This is a genomic window from Devosia lucknowensis (assembly GCF_900177655.1).
Classification (GTDB): Bacteria; Pseudomonadota; Alphaproteobacteria; order Rhizobiales; family Devosiaceae; genus Devosia; species Devosia lucknowensis.
In genome coordinates, this window is record NZ_FXWK01000002.1 from 576,866 (window position 1) to 596,657 (window position 19,792).

Consider the following 19,792-nt stretch of genomic DNA (forward strand, 5'->3'; position numbering starts at 1 on the left):
TATGCCCAAGCGCCCGACCAGCCCGGCTGACCTGCCAAAGTCCGTTCCGATCTTTCCTCTGAGCGGAGCCTTGCTGCTTCCTTTCTCGCATCGCCCGCTCAATATCTTCGAGCCGCGTTATATCGAGATGGTGGACGCGGCCTTGCGTGGGGACCGGCTGATCGGGCTCATCCAACCCGAAGATGTCAGCGAAGAAAGTCCGAAGGGCCGCGCGCCACTGCAGACGGTTGGGTGCCTGGGGCGCCTGACGCATTTCGAGGAGAGCGGCGATGGCCGCTACTTCATCATTCTCGAGGGCGTGACACGATTCCGCGTGATGCACGAGCTGACGGTGCTGACGCCTTACCGTCAGTGCGTGATCTCGGCCGACGGCTATGACGCAGACTTTTCGCGCAATCACGGTGAAGACGCCGTGGATCGCACCCGTTTCGTCAAAATGATGCGGGACTATGCCGAGTTCGCCAATTTCGAATCGAACTGGGAAGAGATCGAGTCGACGGGAACCGCTGATCTGGTCAACTTCTGCTGCATGGTTTCGCCATATGGACCGGCAGAAAAGCAGGTGCTGCTCGAAGCCCAGACACTGGAACAGCGCGCGGAAACGCTGATCGCCATGACTGAATATGAAATGGCGCGCGGCGGCTCGGACGGCGCGGCACCACTGAACTGATGACGGAAGCACCGCCCAATCCTCGCCACGTGGTGGATCCGCAAACGCTGGAAATGCTGGTGTGCCCGCTGACCAAGACGCGGCTGACACTGTCGTCGGAACGTACCGAGCTCATCTCGGTGGCGGCGCGCCTCGCCTTCCCCATCGTCAAGGGCGTGCCGCTCCTGAGCCTCGATGAGGCGCGCAACATCGAGCCGGACGAAATCCAACGCCATTCGCGCTAAGTGGATGGGTCAGATCGGCAGGCCGCTCAGAAGCTTGGGCGCTCCGCCGGCAACGCCGGATGCGGCGCGGATCAAGCTGGCCTTGACCGGACCGGCGCGGTCGACAAGCCCCAACCCAAAGTCCCTTACCGCGCGAAGCGGTGCCAAGTCGTTGGAAAACAGACGATTCATCCCGTCCGTCACCGCCGCCATCGAGGCCGTGTCGAGACGCCGCCACGCCTGATAGCGCTCCAGAACATCCGTGGCACCATGATCCAGTCCTAGACGCAGCGCATCGACAACCACTTCGGAAAGCGCGGCGACGTCCTTGAGGCCAAGATTGAGCCCCTGGCCTGCGATGGGGTGGATGACGTGCGCCGCGTCGCCCACCAATGCGAGGCGCGGCGCGACAAAGCTCTTGGCCAATTGCAGGCGCAGGGGGAAGCCCATCAATTTATCTTCAAGCGAGACGCGCCCCAATGTCGAGCCCATGACGGCCTCGATTTCCGCGGCCAGTTGATCGGGCTGCATGGCAAGGAAGCGGGGGGCCTCGGCGCTGCGTTCGGTCCAGACGAGCGAGGACCTGTTGCCTGGCAACGGCAAGCTGGCAAAAGGCCCTGAAGGCCGGAAATGTTCGTAGGCGACGCCGTCATGCGCCAGCTCGTGCGTGATCGTCGCGACAAGGCCAGTTTGATCATAGTCGTGACCGAAGGTTTCAATTCCCGCCCTCTGCCGAAGGCTCGATTGCGCGCCGTCTGCGGCGACGACCAGGGGTGCCGACAGCACAGATCCATCGGCGAGCGTCAGCCGGGCTTCGCCATCGTCGGCCGACCAGTCGGTGATATCAGCAGGCGCGAGCACCGTGATCCGGCCCTCCACTGCCGCCATCAATGCGGCGCCCATGGCCTGGTTGGGCACCATATGGGCGAAGGGTTCCCCCGGCGCGACATCGCCATCGAACCGCAGGAGCAACGGCCGCGCAAGATCGCCCGTCCCTGAGTCGGTAATGTGCATCGCGGTGATCGGCTGGCTTTGGCCAGCCATGTCATCCCACACACCCAAGGCCTCGAAGATCCGCCTTATGGCCGCGGCAACCGCCGTCGCGCGGTTGTCCCGCGGGATGCTGAGAGGCCGACGATCGACCAGAGCCACACGGATTCCAGGGGCAGATCGCACCAGTGCAAGGCCCAGCGTGAGCCCAACAGGCCCCGCACCCACGATGATGACGTCATGCCTGTGTGTCGGTGCTGCGCTCATTCAGGATCTCCTTGAGCGCATTGTCGGGCCCGGCGCGTGCGGAAACAAGTGCCAGCTTGCCGCGCCCCGTGCACAGAAAACCACCATAATTTTGAGAGCAAGCCAATTGTGTCCATATTTTAAGCAAACGTGAGAGGGCGCCGCTTTTGGCCGGGGATATAAAATGCCATAGGCCATTGATAAATCTGATCATTCTTCAAGTTCACCGGTTTTGGCACGCGTCTTGAGAGGGAGGACAGGCGATAAAAATCAGAAAGGGAAAAGAGCAGGCATGAAACTAGTGATTGCGATCATCAAACCATCGCGGCTCGAGGAAGTGCGCCAGGCGCTGAACTCGCTCGATGTTCACGGCATGACCGTCACCGAGGTGAAGGGATATGGCCGACAGAAGGGCCACTCGGAAATTTATCGCGGCACCGAATACGCCGTGCATTTCCTTCCCAAGCTGAAAGTCGAAATTGCCGTGGACGACGCCATCGCCGATGCCGTCAGCACCGCGATTCGCGAGGCAGCCCAGACCGGCCGCATCGGCGACGGGAAGATCTTTGTTCTCGATCTTCTGGCCGTAACCCGCATTCGCACCGGCGAGACCGGCGCCGCGGCGCTCTAAACCCCATCATCATTCGAGGAACCATTTCACGATGACAGGATGCACAACTGCATTGAAAATCGCCGGCGGCGCTGCTGTTGCCGCCCTTCTTCTTGCCCTGCCTGCCGTGGCGCAGGACACCATCACCCCCGAGGCCGCTGAAGCCGTCGTGGGCGGTGAGGCCGCGCTCCAGACGCAGTTCATACTGAACTCGTTCCTGATGCTGTTCGGCGGCATCCTGGTGTTCTGGATGGCTGCAGGCTTTGCCATGCTCGAAGCTGGCTTTGTGCGCACCAAGAATGTTTCGATGCAGTTGCTGAAGAACATCACCATGTATTCATTAGCGTGCCTCGCCTATTATCTCATCGGGTATGCGCTGATGTATCCGGGCGAAGGCTGGATGATCAGCGGTATCCTGGGTGCCGTGGGCATTGCCGTTCTGGAACCCGTGGGGCTCGCCGCCGAGGCGGCCGACCTTACCTATGCCACCGTCAGTTCGGACTTCTTCTTCCAGGTGATGTTCTGCGCCACGGCGGCGTCGATCGTGTCGGGCACTGTTGCCGAACGGATCAAGCTCCTGCCGTTTCTCGTATTCGTCGCCGTCCTGACCGCGTTCATCTATCCCATCCAGGCCTCCTGGAAGTGGGGTGGCGGTTTCCTCGACCAGATGGGCTTTCTCGATTTTGCCGGTTCGACGGTGGTGCACTCGGTCGGCGGATGGGCTGCGCTTGCCGGCGCGATCGTGCTTGGCGCACGTCGAGGCAAGTACAATGCCGACGGATCCGTCCACGCCATTCCCGGCTCGAACATGCCACTGGCGGTGCTGGGCATGTTTATCCTCTGGATGGGCTGGTACGGCTTCAACGGCGCTTCGCAGCTTGCGATGGGCACGGTCGGCGACATTGCCGATGTCGGTCGCGTCATGGCCAATACCAATGCCGGCGCCATCGGCGGCGCCCTGGCGGCCGCAGCACTTTCCGCGGCGCTCTACAAGAAAGTCGATCTGACCTTCGTCATCAACGGTGCGCTGGCCGGCCTCGTTTCGGTCACGGCCGAACCTTTGACACCGGGACTGGGCACGGCAACGCTGATCGGCGCGGTCGGTGGCGTCATCGTGGTGCTGTCGGTGCCATTGCTCGACCGGCTCAAGATCGACGATGTCGTGGGCGCCATTCCTGTCCACCTGTTCGCCGGCATCTGGGGCACGATCGCCGTGGTGCTCACCAACCCGGACGCCAATATCGGGGCGCAACTCCTGGCCATTCTGAGCGTGGGCGCGTTCGTCTTCATCATCAGCCTCGTCCTCTGGATCATCCTCAAGGCGGCAATGGGGCTGCGTCCGAGCGAAGAAGACGAGGATCTCGGGCTCGACGTCACCGAGGTCGGCGTCGAGGCCTATCCCGAGTTCAAATAGTCGCTTCTGGCGGCCGGGCGCACGCCCGGTCGCTGCCGCTTGCCAGCGGCGTGCAGTCTACGCTCCTCTTGGCCCGCCACAGAGGCTTCCCACTCGCAAACCGCGTAGACTGCACACCCCTCGCAAACGCGCTCAAAAAAAGAGCAGGCACGAAGAGCGTTGCTCAAAAAATAGACTGAAAAATGCCCAATTCTGAGTCTGTGGGCACCTCCATCCGTTAAGCTCCTGGAAGATATCAGAAATTTCAAGCCATCCGAATTGGCATGCAGCTTGAAAGAACAGTGACCAGTCCAGCACGCCATGAGGCGACAAGGGGGTCAGATGAAACTGGTGATTGCCATTATCAAGCCGTCTCGGCTTGAAGAGGTGCGGCAAGCGCTCAATTCGCTCGATGTGCACGGCATGACCGTCACCGAGGTGAAAGGATACGGGCGCCAGAAGGGGCACTCGGAAATCTATCGCGGCACCGAATATGCCGTGCACTTCCTGCCCAAGCTCAAAGTCGAAATCGCTGTCGATGATGCCCTCGCCGACCAGGTGAGCACGGTTATCCGCGACGCCGCACAGACGGGCCGCATCGGCGACGGCAAGATCTTCGTGCTCGACCTATTGGCGGTCACCCGCATTCGCACCGGTGAAACGGGCGCCTCGGCGCTCTGATCCCGCTTCCCAATTCCGGAGACGATACAATGAAGATGTCGAACGTTCTGGGGGGCGCAACACTGGCCTCCCTCCTCATGTCCCTGCCAGCCCTGGCACAAGAGGCCGCCGCGCCTGCTGCTGAAGCCGTTGCGGAAACCGCCGCCGCCGTCGTCGACAAGGGCGACGTGGCCTGGATGCTTGTCTCGACCATGGTCGTGATCGTCATGACCATTCCGGGCCTAGCCCTGTTCTATGGCGGCCTCGTTCGCGCCAAGAACGTACTCAGCGTCCTGACCCAGGTTTTCCTCGGCTTCTCGATGATTTCGATCCTTTGGGTCGCCTACGGATACTCGCTGGCCTTCGCCGGCCCGACAGAGGGCGGCCTCTCCGCCTTTATCGGCGATTTCTCGAAATTCTTCCTCAACGGCGTGACCCTCGACAGCCGTGCCGCTACGTTCTCGGCCGGTTTCGAGCTGCCCGAACTGGTGTTCGTCACCTTCCAGCTGACCTTTGCGTGCATCACTTCGACCCTGATCGTTGGTGGCATCGCCGAGCGCATGAAGTTCGGCGCGCTGATGGCTTTCCTCGCCATCTGGTTCACGTTCTCCTATGTGCCGATGGCACACATGGTGTGGTCGGGCCCGGGCCTGCTGTTCGGCATGGGTGCGTACGACTTTGCCGGCGGCACCGTCGTTCACATCAATTCGGGTGTGGCCGCACTCGTTGCCGCTCTCGTCCTCGGCGCCCGTTCCACCTACATGAAGGAACCGATCCCGCCGCATAACCTGGTCCTGACCTATATCGGCGCTGGCCTGCTGTGGTTCGGCTGGTTCGGCTTCAATGCCGGCTCCAACCTCGAAGCCAATGCCCTGACCGCCGTTGCCCTCATCAATACCGTCCTGGCTCCGGCCGCCGGTGCGCTGGCCTGGGCGCTGGGCGAAAAGATCACCCGCGGCCATGCCTCGGCTCTTGGTGCTGTCTCGGGTGCTGTTGCCGGCCTCGTCGCCATCACTCCGGCTGCTGGTTTCTCCGGTGTGGGCGGCGCCATCGTGCTGGGCGCCGTTGCCGGCGTGGTCTGCCTGTGGGCCGTGGTCAACCTCAAGCCATTGCTCAAGTATGACGACAGCCTCGACGTGTTCGGCATCCACGGCGTGGGCGGCATTGTCGGCGCTCTTGGCACCGCCATCGTCGCCAACCCCTCGCTCGGTGGTTACCCGCTCGACGGCTACGACATGGGCGGCCAGTTCATGATCCAGCTCACCAGCGTCATCGTCGCCATCGTCTGGTCCGGTGTGGTTGCGCTCGTGGCAATGCTGATCGTCAAGGCGCTGTTTGGCGGTGCCAAGGTTTCGGAAGCCGCCGAAAGCGACGGCCTCGATCTCTCGACGCACGGCGAGCGCGCCTACAACTGATCGATTACAGAATCAGCTGAGCAATCCAGAAGGGGCGGCGCCACGGCGTCGCCCTTTGTCTTTCCGGCATTTTCCGATGGTTAGCACGCGATTAACCACGGCCGATTAGCATGGGCTCATTACGGCCCACTCTGATGGTTTGCGGGCCGGCAACGAGTAATGCGTGTCCATGCCCAGCCATCCCGTCTCCACTCTCGACGAAGTTCGCACCATGCCCGCCCGGGCGTCCCGCGCATCGACGCGCTCGGCGAAAGCTCCCATGCCGCCGCCGGCGATCGCCATCCGCATTCCGCTGCGTGTCGCGGGCATGCTGATCCTGGGCCTGTGCGCCATTGTTCTGGCATCGCTTGCCTCGTGGTCAGTGGATGACCCCTCACTGTCGCTGGCGACCAGCAAGACCGCTGCGAACTGGCTGGGTTTTCCGGGCGCGGTCATTGCAGACCTCGTTTTCCAGTTTCTCGGACTGGCGGGCCTTGTGATGGTCGTGCCGCTGGCGCTCTGGGGCTGGGCCATGGCGCGCCGTCACGTGGTCACGCATCCGGGCATGCGGTTGCTCGCCTGGGTGGGCGCCGTCGTGCTATTTTCCGGCGTATTCTCGTTTGTGACCATGCCCCAGAGCTGGCCGCTCCCCACCGGGCTCGGCGGCCTCAGCGGCATGCTTTTCACCAATCTTGCAGGCATGATCGCAGGGACGCAGCCGGAGGCGCTGACCTCGACGCTGTTCGCGATCATCCTGGCCGCACCCGCCCTCGCCCTGTTCTGGATTGCCATGGGCCTCGGCACCTCCATCCCAGCAAAGCCGGCCAAGGCTTCGGCGTCGCGCAAAGCTGCCGAAGAAGACGAACGCGAGGCCAACCCGCTGGTCGAAGTCGCCATGGGCGCCGTCGTCCATATGGGCTATTCGATGCGTACGGCATTCCGTCGCGCCAAGGCCGAACATGCCGCGCGCCGCGCCGAGACCGCGGCCGATGACCGCGACCGCGATGTCGAGCCTTCGATGCACGAGCATCGCGTTCCAACCGTACATGTGGAGCCCGACATGGTCGTGGCGCCAACGCAGCGCCGCATCCATGCGCCTGCTCCGCATGTCGAGCCAAGCTTTACGCCAAGCGCCCGCATCATGGCGCAGCCGGACTATGACGACACCGCGATCGACTATCCTGAAGAACCGGAAGACGACGCCGTCCCGTTCGTGCCGGATACGCCGGTGGTATCGCGCACCCAGCGCGGCGATTCCCGTTTCACTCCCGTCGATCCGGCAGCGCCACGCGTCGCAGCACCGGCGCCCCGTCCCGCGCAGGGTCAGCGTCAATTCCGCGAAGCACAAGGCTCGCTGCTCGACGAACCCCATGGTTTCGAGCTGCCGGAGCTGAGCCTGCTGGCCGAACCGCGCCGCGGCGGCCCCTCGCCGGAACACGCGCCCGAGCGTCTCGAAGCAATGGCCCGCCAGCTCGAGGCCGTGTTGCAGGATTTTGGGGTCAAAGGCGACATCATCAATGTCCGCCCCGGCCCGGTCGTGACCCTGTTCGAACTCGAACCGGCTCCTGGCATCAAGTCGAGCCGCGTTATCTCGCTGGCGGACGATATTGCCCGCTCGATGTCGGCGATTTCCGCTCGCGTCGCCGTGGTGCCGGGCCGCAATGCCATCGGCATCGAGCTGCCCAACCAGAGCCGCGAGACCGTGTATTTCCGCGAAATGCTGGCGTCGTCCGACTTCGAAAAGATGAAGGGCAAGCTGCCGATATGCCTAGGCAAGACCATCGGCGGCGAACCTGTGATCGCCGACCTGGCGCGCATGCCGCATCTGCTCATCGCCGGCACCACCGGTTCGGGCAAGTCGGTGGGCATAAATACCTTCATCCTTTCGCTGCTCTACCAGATGACGCCCGAGCAGTGCCGCATGATCATGATCGATCCCAAGATGCTGGAATTGTCGATCTATGACGGCATTCCGCACCTGCTGACGCCGGTCGTTACAGATCCGCAGAAGGCCGTCGTGGCGCTCAAATGGGCCGTGCGCGAGATGGAAGACCGCTATCGCAAGATGAGCAAGATCGGCGTCCGCAACATCGACGGCTTCAACCAGCGCGTCGCCGAGGCCGCCAAAGAGGGTCGCGTCATTACCCGAACCGTGCAGACCGGCTTCGATCGCGAAACCGGTGAGGCCATCTTCGAGAGCGAAGAATTCGACCTTTCGCCGCTTCCCTATATCGTCGTCATCGTCGACGAAATGGCCGACCTGATGATGGTGGCCGGCAAAGACATTGAGGGCGCCATCCAGCGTCTGGCGCAGATGGCGCGTGCCGCAGGCATCCACATCGTCACCGCCACGCAGCGTCCGTCGGTGGACGTGATCACCGGTACGATCAAGGCCAACTTCCCGACCCGCATCTCCTTTATGGTGACCAGCAAGATCGACTCGCGCACCATTCTGGGTGAACAGGGCGCCGAACAGCTGCTGGGCAACGGCGACATGCTCTACATGGCCTCAGGCGGCCGCACCAAGCGCCTTCATGGGGCCTTCGTGTCCGACGCGGAAGTGGAAGCCGTGGTCAATCATTTGAAGAGCCAGGGCTCGCCCGACTACCTCGACAACATCACCGAGGAAAACGACGAGGGTGGTGAATTCGGCGCAGAGGCGATGGGCGAGACCGGCGGCGGTTCGGGCGATGAGCTCTACGACAAGGCGGTCCATGTCGTCCTGACGGACAAGAAAGCATCGACCTCCTATGTCCAGCGCCGCCTCGGGGTGGGCTACAACAAGGCCGCGACGTTGATCGAGCGGATGGAACGTGAAGGCGTCATCAGCGCTGCCAACCACGCGGGCAAACGCGAAATCCTGGTCGGCAACAATGCCGACGGCTACTGAGGCGCAGTCTCCTCAACAAAAAACCGCCGGCTCCCATGGGGCCGGCGGTTTTGTTTTGAGGCGTCGGGGGTGGTTCAGCGGATGGCCGTGCCCTCGGCGTCGAAGATATGAGCCTTGGCCGGATCGACATAGGCCGAGATGCTGGATCCAAGTTCGACGCTGCGCTGACCCTCAAGCACGATGGTGAGGGCCTGACCGTCGCGCGTGGTCGCGTAGACCACCGTCTGGCCGCCCAGATTTTCAACGAGATCGACAGTGAGGTCGGCGAACTTGACGCCCGAGCCTTCGGACACCGTGATGTGCTCGGGACGAATGCCCAGGGTGGTCGCCCCGCCGACGTTGCGGCCGAGGTCAATGCTGACGCCGCCAGTCCTGAGAAGGGAGCCGTCGCCGGTGGCCGTCATGAAGTTCATCTTGGGCGAACCGATGAACCCGGCGACGAAGAGATTGCGGGGATTGTTGTAGAGCTCGAGAGGCGCACCGGCCTGCTCGATGACGCCCGCGCGAAGCACCACGATCTTGTCGGCCATGGTCATGGCCTCGACCTGATCGTGAGTCACGTAGATCATGGTGTTGCCCAGATCGTTGTGGAGCTTGGCAATCTCCACGCGCATGGCTACGCGCAATTCAGCGTCGAGGTTGGATAGGGGTTCGTCGAACAGAAAAATCTTGGGTTCGCGAACGATGGCGCGACCGATGGCGACGCGCTGACGCTGACCGCCCGAGAGCTGTTTGGGCTTGCGCTTGAGAAGCGGCTCGATCTTGAGAATCTCGGCAGCGCGTTGCACGCGCTTCTCGATCTCAGGCTTTGGCATCTTTGCCGTTTCAAGCCCGAAAGCGAGGTTCTGATAGACGCTCATATGGGGATAGAGCGCATAGGACTGGAACACCATGGCAATGCCACGCTTGGCCGCCGGAACGTCGTTCATGCGCTGCCCGTCGATCAGGAGATCGCCGCCGGTGATCGGTTCGAGACCGGCAATCATGCGCAAAAGCGTGGACTTGCCGCAGCCCGAGGGGCCGACAAATACCGTGAACTCACCGGGATCGATGGTGAGGTCGACGCCATGGATAACGGCGACATCGCCATAGGCTTTCTTGATCTGTCGCAACTGGATTGAGGTTGCCATGGTCCGTTCTCCTTAGCGAAACTCGGTCGGGACCCAGCTCTGGTAGAGCGGATGATCGGGACCAAGCGGCAGTACCACTTCGGTATGGGTTGAGGAAGAGTGGTAAAAGGCCGTTACCAGCTCAAGGGCCCTGCGGCTATCGGCACTCGACACCGGCAATTCGGCCTTGTCGAAGATGGCATCGTGGAACCGTGCCATCTGCGTCTGGAAGCGCGAGGGCACGTCCTGCCATCCGGCCAGGAGCGCGTCGATACGGCTCTTCACCTCCTCGTTGCGCGGCAATATCTTCCAAAGCTCCTTGCCCGGATTATAGGGCGCGTGATCACTTTCAAACGTCACATTCTCGAACTGCAGGCGAATGCGAGTGATCTCGTCGACGGAGCCGAGGGTTGCGGTGAAGCTGGCCAGCGCGCCCGATTTCATCTCCAGCGAGGCCGAAATCGTGTCCTCGACTTCGATCGGATTGACCCGGGTGGCCACGCGCCCGAAAATGCGCGCAATGTCACCCATGAGATAGGTGAATATGTCATGCGGGTGGATGGCATGGCCCATCAGCACACCGCCGAGTTCGGTCTTCCATTTGCCGCGCCAGGGCACGGCATAATAGGGCGCTTCGCGTCGCCACATGGTCTCGACCGTGCCGCAATAGGGCTTGCCCGCAAGGCCAGCGTCAATGATGCGTTTTGCCTGCTCGATACCGTTGCCGAACCGGTACTGAAACACCGGCATCAGTTTTCCCTTGGCCGTCTGCTCGATCGCCATGATGGCATCGACGTCCCGCAGTGAGCCGACCAGCGGTTTCTCGCATACGACATGCTTGCCGGCTTCGAGCGCTGCGGACACCATCGGCAGGTGCGCGCCGGGCGGTGTGCAGACATCGATGATGTCGATATCATCCATGGTGAGCAGATCATCGAAGTTGACGATCCGGCGTTCAATGCCGAATTCATCACCGATCGCGTCCAGACGCTCCTGGTTCAGATCGCAGAGGGCGACGACCTTGAACTTGTCGGCATTGGGCAGATAGCCCTCGACGATATGCGACCTGCCGATGCCGCATCCGACGACGGCAACATTGAGGATCCGGCTCATCGCGCCCACTCCGTGTCGGCTTCGGCCATCTGTTGCGCGGTCAGCGCCATTTTCATGGCGTTATAGCAGCGCTCCTGCGGCATGGCCGTCTCGGTGCGATTGCGCACGTCGTCAAGGAACTGGCGACCGAACGGCATGTCGACATTGGAGCAATCGATGTGCTGGACGCCCTTCCTGTCCACGAGGAAGAGGTGATTTTCGCCCGGCCGGCCCGCGATATCGACGTATTTGCGCAATTCGATATAGCCGTCGGTGCCCAGGATGGTGAGACGGCCATCACCCCAGGTCGGTAGACCTTCAGGGGTGAACCAGTCGACGCGGATGTATCCTGTGGTCTTATCGGTGCGGATATGCGCGTCGCCGACGTCCTGCAGACCCGGACGCTCGGGATGATTGCGATTGTAGACATTTGCCGAAACAACTTCGCCGTCCATGGCGCCGGAGAAGAACAAGAACTGCTCGAACTGGTGGCTGGCGATATCGCAGAGAATGCCGCCATAGCGATTGCGGGTGAAGAACCAGTCGGGACGATTGTTGAGCCGAAGGGAATGTGGACCAAGGCCTACGGTATTGACCACCTGCCCGATGGCGCCGTTGGCGATCAGGTTGCCGGCTTCCACCGCTGCCCGCACCTCGAAATGCTCCGAGTAGAGCACCGAGAAAATCCGGCCGGTTTCCTTCTGGACCGCCTTGATCTCGTCCAGTTGAGCGAAGGTCGTCATGCCGGGCTTGTCGGTCAGCACATCCTTGCCATGCTTCATCGCTGCGATGCAGATTTCGGCCCGATCGCCAGGAATGGCGGCGGTGGTGATCACCTGGATAGAGGCATCTTCGAGGATCGCACGCGGATCGGCAACACGCCGGGCCTCGGGGTATTTGTCGCCGAAGGTCTTGGCCAGATCGTCCTCGATGGCATGGAAGGCTACGAACTCGGCTCCGGCCCGTTTGAGGCAATCGACCTGACCGTAGATATGGGCATGGTTGATGCCGATGGCGGCAAATTTGATGGTCATTTCTGCAGGGTATCCTGGTCGTCTGTCGTGGGGGAATGCGGATCGACCGCATTCTTGATTTTGAAACTAGCGCTTCATGCCCGTCGTCGCGATGCCTTCGATCAGCAGCCGCTGGAAGATCAGGAAAAACACGAAGATGGGTACGAGGCTGAGGACGCTCATGGCGAAGAGGCCGCCATAATCGGACATGCCGGTGGAGTCCGTGAAGGTCCGGAGCCCCAGCATGACCGTGTATTGACGCAGATCGCTGAGATAGATGAGCGGTCCGAAAAAGTCGTCCCAGGTCCAGATGAAGGTGAAGATCGCCGCAGTGGCCAGCACCGGCATGGAGAGCGGCATGATGATCTTCCAGTAGATCCTCCATGGCCCTGCGCCATCCATGCGCGCGGCTTCATCGAGCTCCTTGGGAATTCCGCGGAAGAACTGAACCATCAGGAAGATGAAGAAGGCGTCCGCAGCGAGAAACTTGGGCACGACAAGCGGCAGGAAGGTGTTGACCCAACCAAGGTTCAGGAAAAGCACATATTGGGGGATGAGCGTCACCTGGTAGGGCAGCATCAGCGTCATCAGCATCATGGCGAACCAAAACCGACGCCCAAAGAATTCAAGCCTGGCGAACGCATAGGCCGCGAGCGAACAGGCAAGGACATTGCCGCAGACGCTGAGAATGGAAATCACGAAGCTGTTGAGGAAGAGCTGCCCGAAACTTACACGAAGCCCGTTCCAGCCGCGGAAGTAGGAATCGATGCTCCAGGAGGTGGAGGGCAGAACCGATATTCCGGAGGTGAAGATCTCGTTCTCCGGCCTGAACGACGCGGCCAGCAGCCAGAGCAGTGGGTAAAGCATGATGATCGACGCGCCGATCAGCAACGCGTGAGAGACCACCGACATGACCTTGCGCCGGGTGGGAGACGTGGACGTGACGACGGTGAGACGGCTTGCATCAGTCGTCATAATGCACCCAGTATTTCGAAGTCAGGAACGAAAAGGCGGTGAACAGCGAGACGATGGCAAGCAGGACCCACGCCAGAGCCGACGCGTAACCCATGCGGAAGAAGCCAAAGGCCTCGTTGTAAAGGTAGAGCGTGTAGAACAGGGTCGAGTTGATCGGATTGCCGGTTCCGCCGGAGATGATGAAGGCCGGGGTGAAGCTCTTGAAGGCCTCGATGGTCTGGATAATGGCGTTGAAGAACACGACCGGGGTGAGCATGGGCAGAGTGATCTTCCAGAACTGCCGCCACTTGCCGGCGCCATCGAGGCTCGCGGCCTCGTACATGTCCTGCGGGATCTGCCGCAGGCCGGCGAGGAAGATGATCATGGGCGAACCGAACTGCCAGATGGCGAGGATGATCAGCGTCCAGAGCGAATAGTTCGGATTGGAAATCCAGCTCGGTCCGACAATGCCAAAATTGGCGAGGACCTGGTTCACGAGACCATTGCCGGCAAAAATCTGGCGCCAGAGGATGGCGATGGCTACCGATGCGCCAAGCAGGCTCGGCAGGTAGAACAGGGCGCGGTAGAGCGGCAGCCCCTTCATGCCGCGATTGAGCAAAAGGGCGACGCCGAGCGCGAAGGCGAGCTTGAGTGGCACCGAGAAGATCACGAAGAAAAACGTCACCCGCATGGAGGCGGCGAACTTCGGATCATTGGTGAACATGCGCACATAATTGTCCATGCCGGCCCAGCGCGGCGCGGTCAGCAGGTCGAAATGCGTGAAGCTGAGATAAAACGAGGTGAGAATCGGCCCGATGGTGAGGCCGAGGAAACCGATGAACCAGGGCAGAAGGAACAGATAACCGGGGGCATGGTTCTGCCATACCCCCGACCAGAAGGACGGGGTGGCCACGCGGCCGGTTCCGTTTGAAGCGGTAGTATCGACCTGCGTGGCCATGAGCGTTCCTGACTTAGGCCTGGCGTTCGAGAATGGCCGTGGCTTCAGTCACGAAGTACTGGCCGGCATCCTCGGCCGAACGTGCGCCAAAGGCCACTTCCTGGCTGAGCGTGCGCAGCAGGGAGATGTCGATTTCACCTGCAGCCGCCGGCGGGGGCGGCGGCAGCGGCCCAAGCAGGTCGCCAAGGTTGGCCACGAAATCGAGGGCGATCTGATCCTGCGCATTGAGCTCGGGAGCGATGGTTTCGCGCACGGTGCCGATGCAGGGAATGCCACGCTCGACACCCAGAATCTTGGCGGCCTCGAGATCGTTCACGAAGAAGCTGAGATACTGAGCCGCAAGTTCCTTGTTTGCGGACGAACCGCCTACCGAGAAGAACATGGAGGGCTTGCGATAGTGCCCGCCACCGACACCGGCAGCGATACGCGGGTAGTTGGTGATGGTGAGCTCGTCCTGCACCAGGGTCTGGAAGGCCACCAGCTGGTTGGAGTTGGACGGCATCATCGCCGCTTTGCCCAGCACCACCATCGTGGTTTCGAGCGGCCCGTTGGTATCGAGAGCCTGGTCTTCCGCGGTGACGCAGATACCGTCGGTGCGGAAACCATTCCAGAGGGTGAACCACTCGGTCATTTCCTCGGCACCGAAGCCGAGCTTGCCATCAGCGGTATAGAGTGCGAGACCCTTCTGGCGCAGCCAGTTGTCGAGCATCGGCTCGGACCCGGAGCCGTCGGAAATTACCTTCATGCCACCGCGGATATTGGCGGCCTTGAAGGCCTCGCCCATGGCGCGAATGTCATCATAGGTCGTATCGCGGTTCGGTGGCTCGACGCCGGCTTCCTCGAAAGCCGCGAGGTTGACGAGCTGGGCGACCGAATTGGCGCCAAGGCTCACGCCATAGAGCTTGCCATCCACCTTGCCGCCCTCGAGCTGGTCTTCGTCGAAGCCATCGAGCTTGAGTGCGCCGCCGACATAGTCGTCGAGCGGGGCAATTGCACCGCGCTTGGCGTATTCAACGATGTAGCGATAGTCCATCTGGATGATATCGGGCGCATTGCCGCCAGCGGTCTCGGTCGCGAGCTTGGGCCAGTAATCGCCCCAGCCCAGGAAGCTGCTGTCTACCTGCGCGCCGCCTTCGGACGCCGCAAAGAGATCGTTGACGCCATAGGTGCGGTCGGCGCGCGCCTGACCACCCCAGAAGAACTGGCGCAGGCCCGCCTGGGCCCAGGCCGGGCCGGCCCCGAAGGCTGCCGCAGCGGCCAGAGCCGAAGAACCCATCAGAAACTGACGGCGTCCAAGTCGAAGTGTCATGTTTTTCCTCCCATTAAACAGTTGCCGTTCCGCCCTGCGGAACCGAAGTGCTCAGCAGCCTCCCCGCCGCTAAGTCACCAACTGGTTACTACGATAAGACCTTTGAACGAGGTGTCAATCGCCCCATTTCGCGGGTTTTAAGTCGGGCTCTCACCTTTCAAATCCGAAATAACCAGTCAGTTACCCTAGCACGGCGATCAACGGACCGGCAACGATCTTGTATGGAAGTGACCGGGACGTGATATCCCTCGGGATGCCTTCGCTGGATTGGTGCCGGGCAGGCGTGTCTTGTTCCCAAACAGTGGCGCAAAAATAGCGATTGGAAAATTACGAAACACCCGACACTCTATAGAAAAATTCTATGGGACGGGTGACCAGTGTGGACAAGCTGCTTACACAGTTTCTGGCCGTGGCCGATGCGGGATCGCTGAGCGGAGCGGCGACCGCGCTGTTCATCACGCAGCCGACGCTCAGTTTCAACATGAACAAGCTCGAGGAGACCGTCGGAGCGCCCCTGTTCGATCGCTCATCCAAAGGCATGCAGCTCACGCGCTACGGCGAGACGCTCTACGAAAACGCCCGCCTGATGCAAAGGCTCTACGACAACACGCTCAACGCCATCGCCGACCAGAAGCGCGGCACCGAGAAAGGCATGTCGATCGGGTCGGGCTATTCCTGGTGGACCATGTTCCTCCGGGACATGGTGATTGCGTATCAGCAGGAATTTCCCAAGGCCCCGGTCCAGATCAGCCTCGGCAATCAGCTGCGCCTCATGGACCAGATGCTTTCGGGGGACATCTCCATGTTCCTGGCGCATGAAATCGAAGGCCTCAGCGGCGCTATCGGCACGGACTTCATTCCCCTCACGCGGGTCTACAATGCCTTCTTCGTCCGGGAGGGACACGAGCTCCTCAGGCGCAAGCAAACCCTGGCGGAGATCGACAGATATCCGATCGTCATCAGTTCGCTCGCCGAAAGCCGGCATGAGCGGTTTTTTGACCCGGCCCGCAGGCGTGCGCGCGTCGAAACGGTGTTCGATCGCACAAGCGTTGCCTTGCGCACCAACTCCCTCGCCGCCTGCGTGGACTACACACTGGCAACAAACGCCGTGCTCGTGCACACGCATGTGATGCGGGAGGACTTCAGCAGGCGCGGGCTGGTCGAGGTGCAGCAGCGGGACGAACCCAGGCGGGCGGTGGCCGGGATCTATGTGCTGCGGGAGCGTCGAGGCGAGGACCGGCTCGAGGACCTTATCGATCGGATCACCCGTGCCGCTCACGCCGCTCTGCCACCCTGGAAGCCGGGCAAACGGTGATAAACAGACCACCGCTGGATCGCGATTTTGATTCCATGCCCACTTGCTGACATGTTAGCTTGCGGACATGCAGCAAGCCTTAGACTTCTCTCTTCAAGCCCACGCCCAGACACCTGAGCGCCTGGCCGCCGGAACACGGGTCGCCGCCCGCCTCAACGGGCGCGTGCGCGGCGCAATACATACCGACCCGCTCATGACTTACGCCTGGAGCGGCGACGCCAGCTCCTACCGGCTGATCCCCGCAGTCGTGGTATTCATCAATTCCGAAGACGACGTGCGCGCCGTCTTCGAGGCTGCACGCGCCGAGGGGCTTCCGGTCACCTTCCGTGCCGCCGGCACATCTCTTTCGGGACAGGCGGTGACCGATGGTGTTCTCGCGGTTCTGGGCGATGGCTGGCGCAAGCTCGACATCCATCCGGGGGCCGAACAGGTGACGCTGGGGCCAGCGGTCATCGTGGCCGAAGCCAATCGCGCCCTCAAGCCATTCGACAAAAAGATCGGCCCCGATCCGGCCAGCCAAGCCACGTGCAAGATCGGTGGCGTGGTCAACAACAACTCTTCGGGCATGTGCTGCGGCGTGGCGCAGAACACCTACCATACCATGTCGCGCCTTCGCATCGTGCTGCCCGACGGGACAGCGCTGGATTCGGGCGACCCGGCCAGCCGCGACGCTTTTCGCATCAGCCATGCCGCAATGCTCGAAGACCTGCACCATCTGCACCACGAGATCGCCGGCGATGCGGAACTTACGGCCCTTATCCGACACAAATATCGGATCAAGAACACGGTGGGCTATTCTCTCAATGCCCTCGTCGACTATCACGACCCCCTCGACATCCTGATTCATCTCATGGTCGGCTCTGAAGGCACATTGGGCTTCGTTTCCGAGGTGACCTACAACACCGTCCCCGAGCATCCGTTCAAGGCCACGGGATTGGTCCCGTTTCCGGACCCGCAATCGGCCGGCCGCGCCATCATAGAAATGGCCAATGGCGGCGTTCAGGTCACGACCGGTGTCACTGCTGCAGAATATATCGAACGCCGGGCCCTCTCGACCGTCGAACACCTGCCGCCGATGGCGCCGCTCCTACCCTGGCTGACAGCCACGTCCCCTGCCGTCCTGATCGACGTCACCGCGCCTGACGAGGCAACGCTGATGGCGGAGATCGCCAAGGCCGAGGCGCTCCTCGTCCGGCATGGCGCCACCCATGTCGATCTCAGCCGCGACGAGCATCGCAGCCACGCGCTTTGGGATATCCGCAAGGGCTTCTTCACGTCTGCCGGCGCCGCGCGACCCAAGGGGAGCATCATGCTGACCGAAGACGTGGCGGCACCCATCGAGAGGCTCGCCGAATTCGTCGTGGACCTGAGGACCATGCTGGACGCACACGGCTACCAGGACGCGGTGATCTTCGGCCACGCACTGGCGGGCAACCTCCATTTCCAGATGGGCGACGATTTTTCCAAGCCGGGAGCGGCCGCCAAGTTCGACAGGTTCAACCAGGAACTGAGCGAGCTCGTATCGCGGCGCTATGGTGGTTCGCTCAAGGCCGAGCATGGTACCGGTCGCGCCATTGCACCATTCGTGGAGGCGGAGTGGGGTCCCAAGGCCTATGCGATCATGCACCGCATCAAAGACCTGTTCGACCCGGAGCGCCTGCTCAATCCCGGCGTGCTGCTCAATGCCGACCCCAAGGTCCACGTCAAGAACCTGAAGGTGATGCCGCTCAGCGACGAGCTCGTGGACCTTTGCATCGAATGCGGCTTCTGCGAGCCGGCGTGCCCCAGCCACCACATGACGCTGACCCCGCGCCAGCGCATTGCCGTGACCCGGGAGCGCGAACGCCTGCGGGCCTATGGCGAAGACCCGGCTCGCCTCGCGCGGCTCGATGCCGATTTCCAATATGCCGGGATGGACACCTGCGCGGCGTGCAACCTTTGCTCACTACGCTGTCCCGTGGGTATCGAAACCGGCACGATGATCATGGGCGAAAGGGCCCGGCGTCGCGGCAGCACTGCCCATGCCGTGGCCCGATTTGCGGCCGACCATCGCGGGGCGGTGGAAACAGTGATGCGCGGCGGGGTGGCGGTCGCTGACGCCGCCCGCGTCGTGGTTCCCGCAACGGTGGTGGAAGCCGTCACCGAGGCCGCCCGCCGCGTGACCAACAAGCGAATACCACGGGTCTCGCGTGCCTTGCGCCATGGACCCGGGGCACCCGAGGCGCGGGACAACAGACAAAATCCGCGCCGCACGGGCTTTCCGGTGCCGATTGCGCAGACCGGGCGCCCCTCAGTCGTCTACTTCCCGGCCTGTCCAAGCCGCATGTTCGGAGCCCCCAAGACCTCGCATGACCTGCTCGATACGCCCAAGGCGATGATGGCACTGCTCGAACGAGCCGGATACGACGTGATCATGCCCGAGCGTCTCAATGGACAATGCTGTGGCCAGCCGTTCCAGTCCAAGGGTTTTCCCGAGGAAGCCGCGGACGTGGGTGGAACGCTTAATGCCAAACTTTCAGAGCTGTCGGGGAATGGAAGCCTCCCTGTCGTCACTGACGCGTCAACCTGCGCCAAGCACCTCAAGGAGTTTCCGGGGGATGCGACAGTCCTTGATTCCGCGCAATTTCTCCTTACTCATGTCCTGCCAAAACTGAAGCTCACCCAAAAACTGCCCGTCGTTGCCGTGCACCACAATTGCTCGGCGCAACGCCTGGCGGAGCAGCCAGCCACTGAGGCAATCGCCGCGGCCTGCGCGGAGCGCATCGCTGTGCTTTCCGCGGTGACGTGCTGCGGCTATGCCGGAGACAAGGGGCTGTTCGTTCCCGAACTCAACGCCCATGCGACGAGGCGTGTCGGATTGGACATCCCGGAGGGGTGTGAGCTCGGAGTTTCCACCGTATCGACCTGCGCGTCGGGCTTGTCCGAGCATGCCGGGGTGCCGTTCGTCAGTCTGGCAAGCCTGCTGGAATGGGCGAGCAGATAGAAG

The 19,792-nt window shown here is 61.9% G+C and carries 17 protein-coding genes; 9 read left to right on the forward strand and 8 right to left on the reverse strand.

All coding sequences use genetic code 11. From position 1 onward, the window contains the following. The first annotated feature begins 1 nt into the window (after position 1). Together CCK88_RS15175 and CCK88_RS15180 are read left to right on the forward strand one after the other, a co-directional pair. Complete coding sequence (locus CCK88_RS15175) at positions 2-670, forward strand: LON peptidase substrate-binding domain-containing protein (RefSeq protein WP_086471421.1); 669 nt, start codon at positions 2-4, stop codon at positions 668-670. Further along, complete coding sequence (locus tag CCK88_RS15180) at positions 670-894, forward strand: Trm112 family protein (protein ID WP_086471422.1); 225 nt, start codon at positions 670-672, stop codon at positions 892-894. The genes CCK88_RS15175 and CCK88_RS15180 overlap by 1 nt, the downstream gene beginning before the upstream one ends. A gap of 9 nt (positions 895-903) precedes the next feature. Here CCK88_RS15180 and CCK88_RS15185 read toward each other — a convergent pair whose 3' ends face one another. After that, positions 904-2,130 carry an FAD-dependent monooxygenase gene (locus CCK88_RS15185; RefSeq protein ID WP_086471423.1) on the reverse strand — a complete coding sequence of 409 codons (1,227 nt, stop codon included), beginning with the start codon at positions 2,128-2,130 and terminating at the stop codon, positions 904-906. Next, the gene (locus CCK88_RS18275) at positions 2,102-2,323 is read right to left on the reverse strand and encodes a hypothetical protein (RefSeq protein WP_140049011.1); all 222 of its coding nucleotides are present in this window, start codon (positions 2,321-2,323) and stop codon (positions 2,102-2,104) included. The genes CCK88_RS15185 and CCK88_RS18275 overlap by 29 nt, the downstream gene beginning before the upstream one ends. Before the next feature lie 78 nt (positions 2,324-2,401). Here CCK88_RS18275 and CCK88_RS15190 point away from each other — a divergent pair, with 78 nt between their 5' ends. The 5 genes from CCK88_RS15190 (at position 2,402) to CCK88_RS15210 (ending at position 9,056) form a co-directional block, all read left to right on the forward strand. Beyond that, positions 2,402-2,740: a P-II family nitrogen regulator gene (locus CCK88_RS15190; RefSeq protein ID WP_086471424.1), complete on the forward strand. Its 339-nt coding sequence runs from the start codon at positions 2,402-2,404 to the stop codon at positions 2,738-2,740. A 31-nt stretch (positions 2,741-2,771) separates the two neighbouring features. Then, complete coding sequence (locus CCK88_RS15195) at positions 2,772-4,133, forward strand: ammonium transporter family protein (protein WP_086471425.1); 1,362 nt, start codon at positions 2,772-2,774, stop codon at positions 4,131-4,133. A 321-nt stretch (positions 4,134-4,454) separates the two neighbouring features. Then, on the forward strand, positions 4,455-4,793 hold the full coding sequence (locus CCK88_RS15200) for a P-II family nitrogen regulator (protein WP_086471426.1): 339 nt from the start codon (positions 4,455-4,457) through the stop codon (positions 4,791-4,793). 29 nt (positions 4,794-4,822) lie between these two features. Continuing rightward, positions 4,823-6,187 (forward strand): ammonium transporter, encoded by a 1,365-nt coding sequence (locus CCK88_RS15205; RefSeq protein ID WP_086471427.1) that lies wholly within the window; start codon positions 4,823-4,825, stop codon positions 6,185-6,187. A 169-nt stretch (positions 6,188-6,356) separates the two neighbouring features. Continuing rightward, positions 6,357-9,056 carry a DNA translocase FtsK gene (locus tag CCK88_RS15210; RefSeq protein WP_483188983.1) on the forward strand — a complete coding sequence of 900 codons (2,700 nt, stop codon included), beginning with the start codon at positions 6,357-6,359 and terminating at the stop codon, positions 9,054-9,056. A 74-nt stretch (positions 9,057-9,130) separates the two neighbouring features. Here CCK88_RS15210 and CCK88_RS15215 read toward each other — a convergent pair whose 3' ends face one another. The 6 genes from CCK88_RS15215 to CCK88_RS15240 all read right to left on the reverse strand — a co-directional run bounded on the left by CCK88_RS15215 (position 9,131) and on the right by CCK88_RS15240 (position 15,491). Then, on the reverse strand, positions 9,131-10,186 hold the full coding sequence (locus CCK88_RS15215) for an ABC transporter ATP-binding protein (protein WP_086471429.1): 1,056 nt from the start codon (positions 10,184-10,186) through the stop codon (positions 9,131-9,133). 12 nt (positions 10,187-10,198) lie between these two features. Beyond that, positions 10,199-11,278 (reverse strand): Gfo/Idh/MocA family protein, encoded by a 1,080-nt coding sequence (locus CCK88_RS15220; RefSeq protein ID WP_086471430.1) that lies wholly within the window; start codon positions 11,276-11,278, stop codon positions 10,199-10,201. Next, a complete protein-coding gene (locus tag CCK88_RS15225) occupies positions 11,275-12,291 on the reverse strand; it encodes a Gfo/Idh/MocA family protein (RefSeq protein ID WP_086471431.1) in 1,017 nt (338 codons plus the stop codon). Before CCK88_RS15225 ends, CCK88_RS15220 begins: the two co-directional genes overlap by 4 nt. A 66-nt stretch (positions 12,292-12,357) precedes the next feature. Next, on the reverse strand, positions 12,358-13,182 hold the full coding sequence (locus CCK88_RS15230; protein WP_170926554.1) for a carbohydrate ABC transporter permease: 825 nt from the start codon (positions 13,180-13,182) through the stop codon (positions 12,358-12,360). Between the two features lie 52 nt (positions 13,183-13,234). After that, positions 13,235-14,182 (reverse strand): carbohydrate ABC transporter permease, encoded by a 948-nt coding sequence (locus tag CCK88_RS15235; RefSeq protein WP_086471433.1) that lies wholly within the window; start codon positions 14,180-14,182, stop codon positions 13,235-13,237. Between the two features lie 13 nt (positions 14,183-14,195). Next, complete coding sequence (locus tag CCK88_RS15240; RefSeq protein ID WP_086471434.1) at positions 14,196-15,491, reverse strand: ABC transporter substrate-binding protein; 1,296 nt, start codon at positions 15,489-15,491, stop codon at positions 14,196-14,198. Between the two features lie 379 nt (positions 15,492-15,870). On the opposite strand from CCK88_RS15240, the gene CCK88_RS15245 reads away from it, so the two are divergent. Together CCK88_RS15245 and CCK88_RS15250 are read left to right on the forward strand one after the other, a co-directional pair. Further along, positions 15,871-16,806, forward strand: coding sequence for a LysR family transcriptional regulator (locus CCK88_RS15245; RefSeq protein WP_170926515.1), 936 nt, complete (start codon positions 15,871-15,873; stop codon positions 16,804-16,806). A 193-nt stretch (positions 16,807-16,999) separates the two neighbouring features. Continuing rightward, positions 17,000-19,789, forward strand: coding sequence for an FAD-binding and (Fe-S)-binding domain-containing protein (locus CCK88_RS15250; protein WP_170926516.1), 2,790 nt, complete (start codon positions 17,000-17,002; stop codon positions 19,787-19,789). The last annotated feature ends 3 nt before the right edge of the window (positions 19,790-19,792 follow it).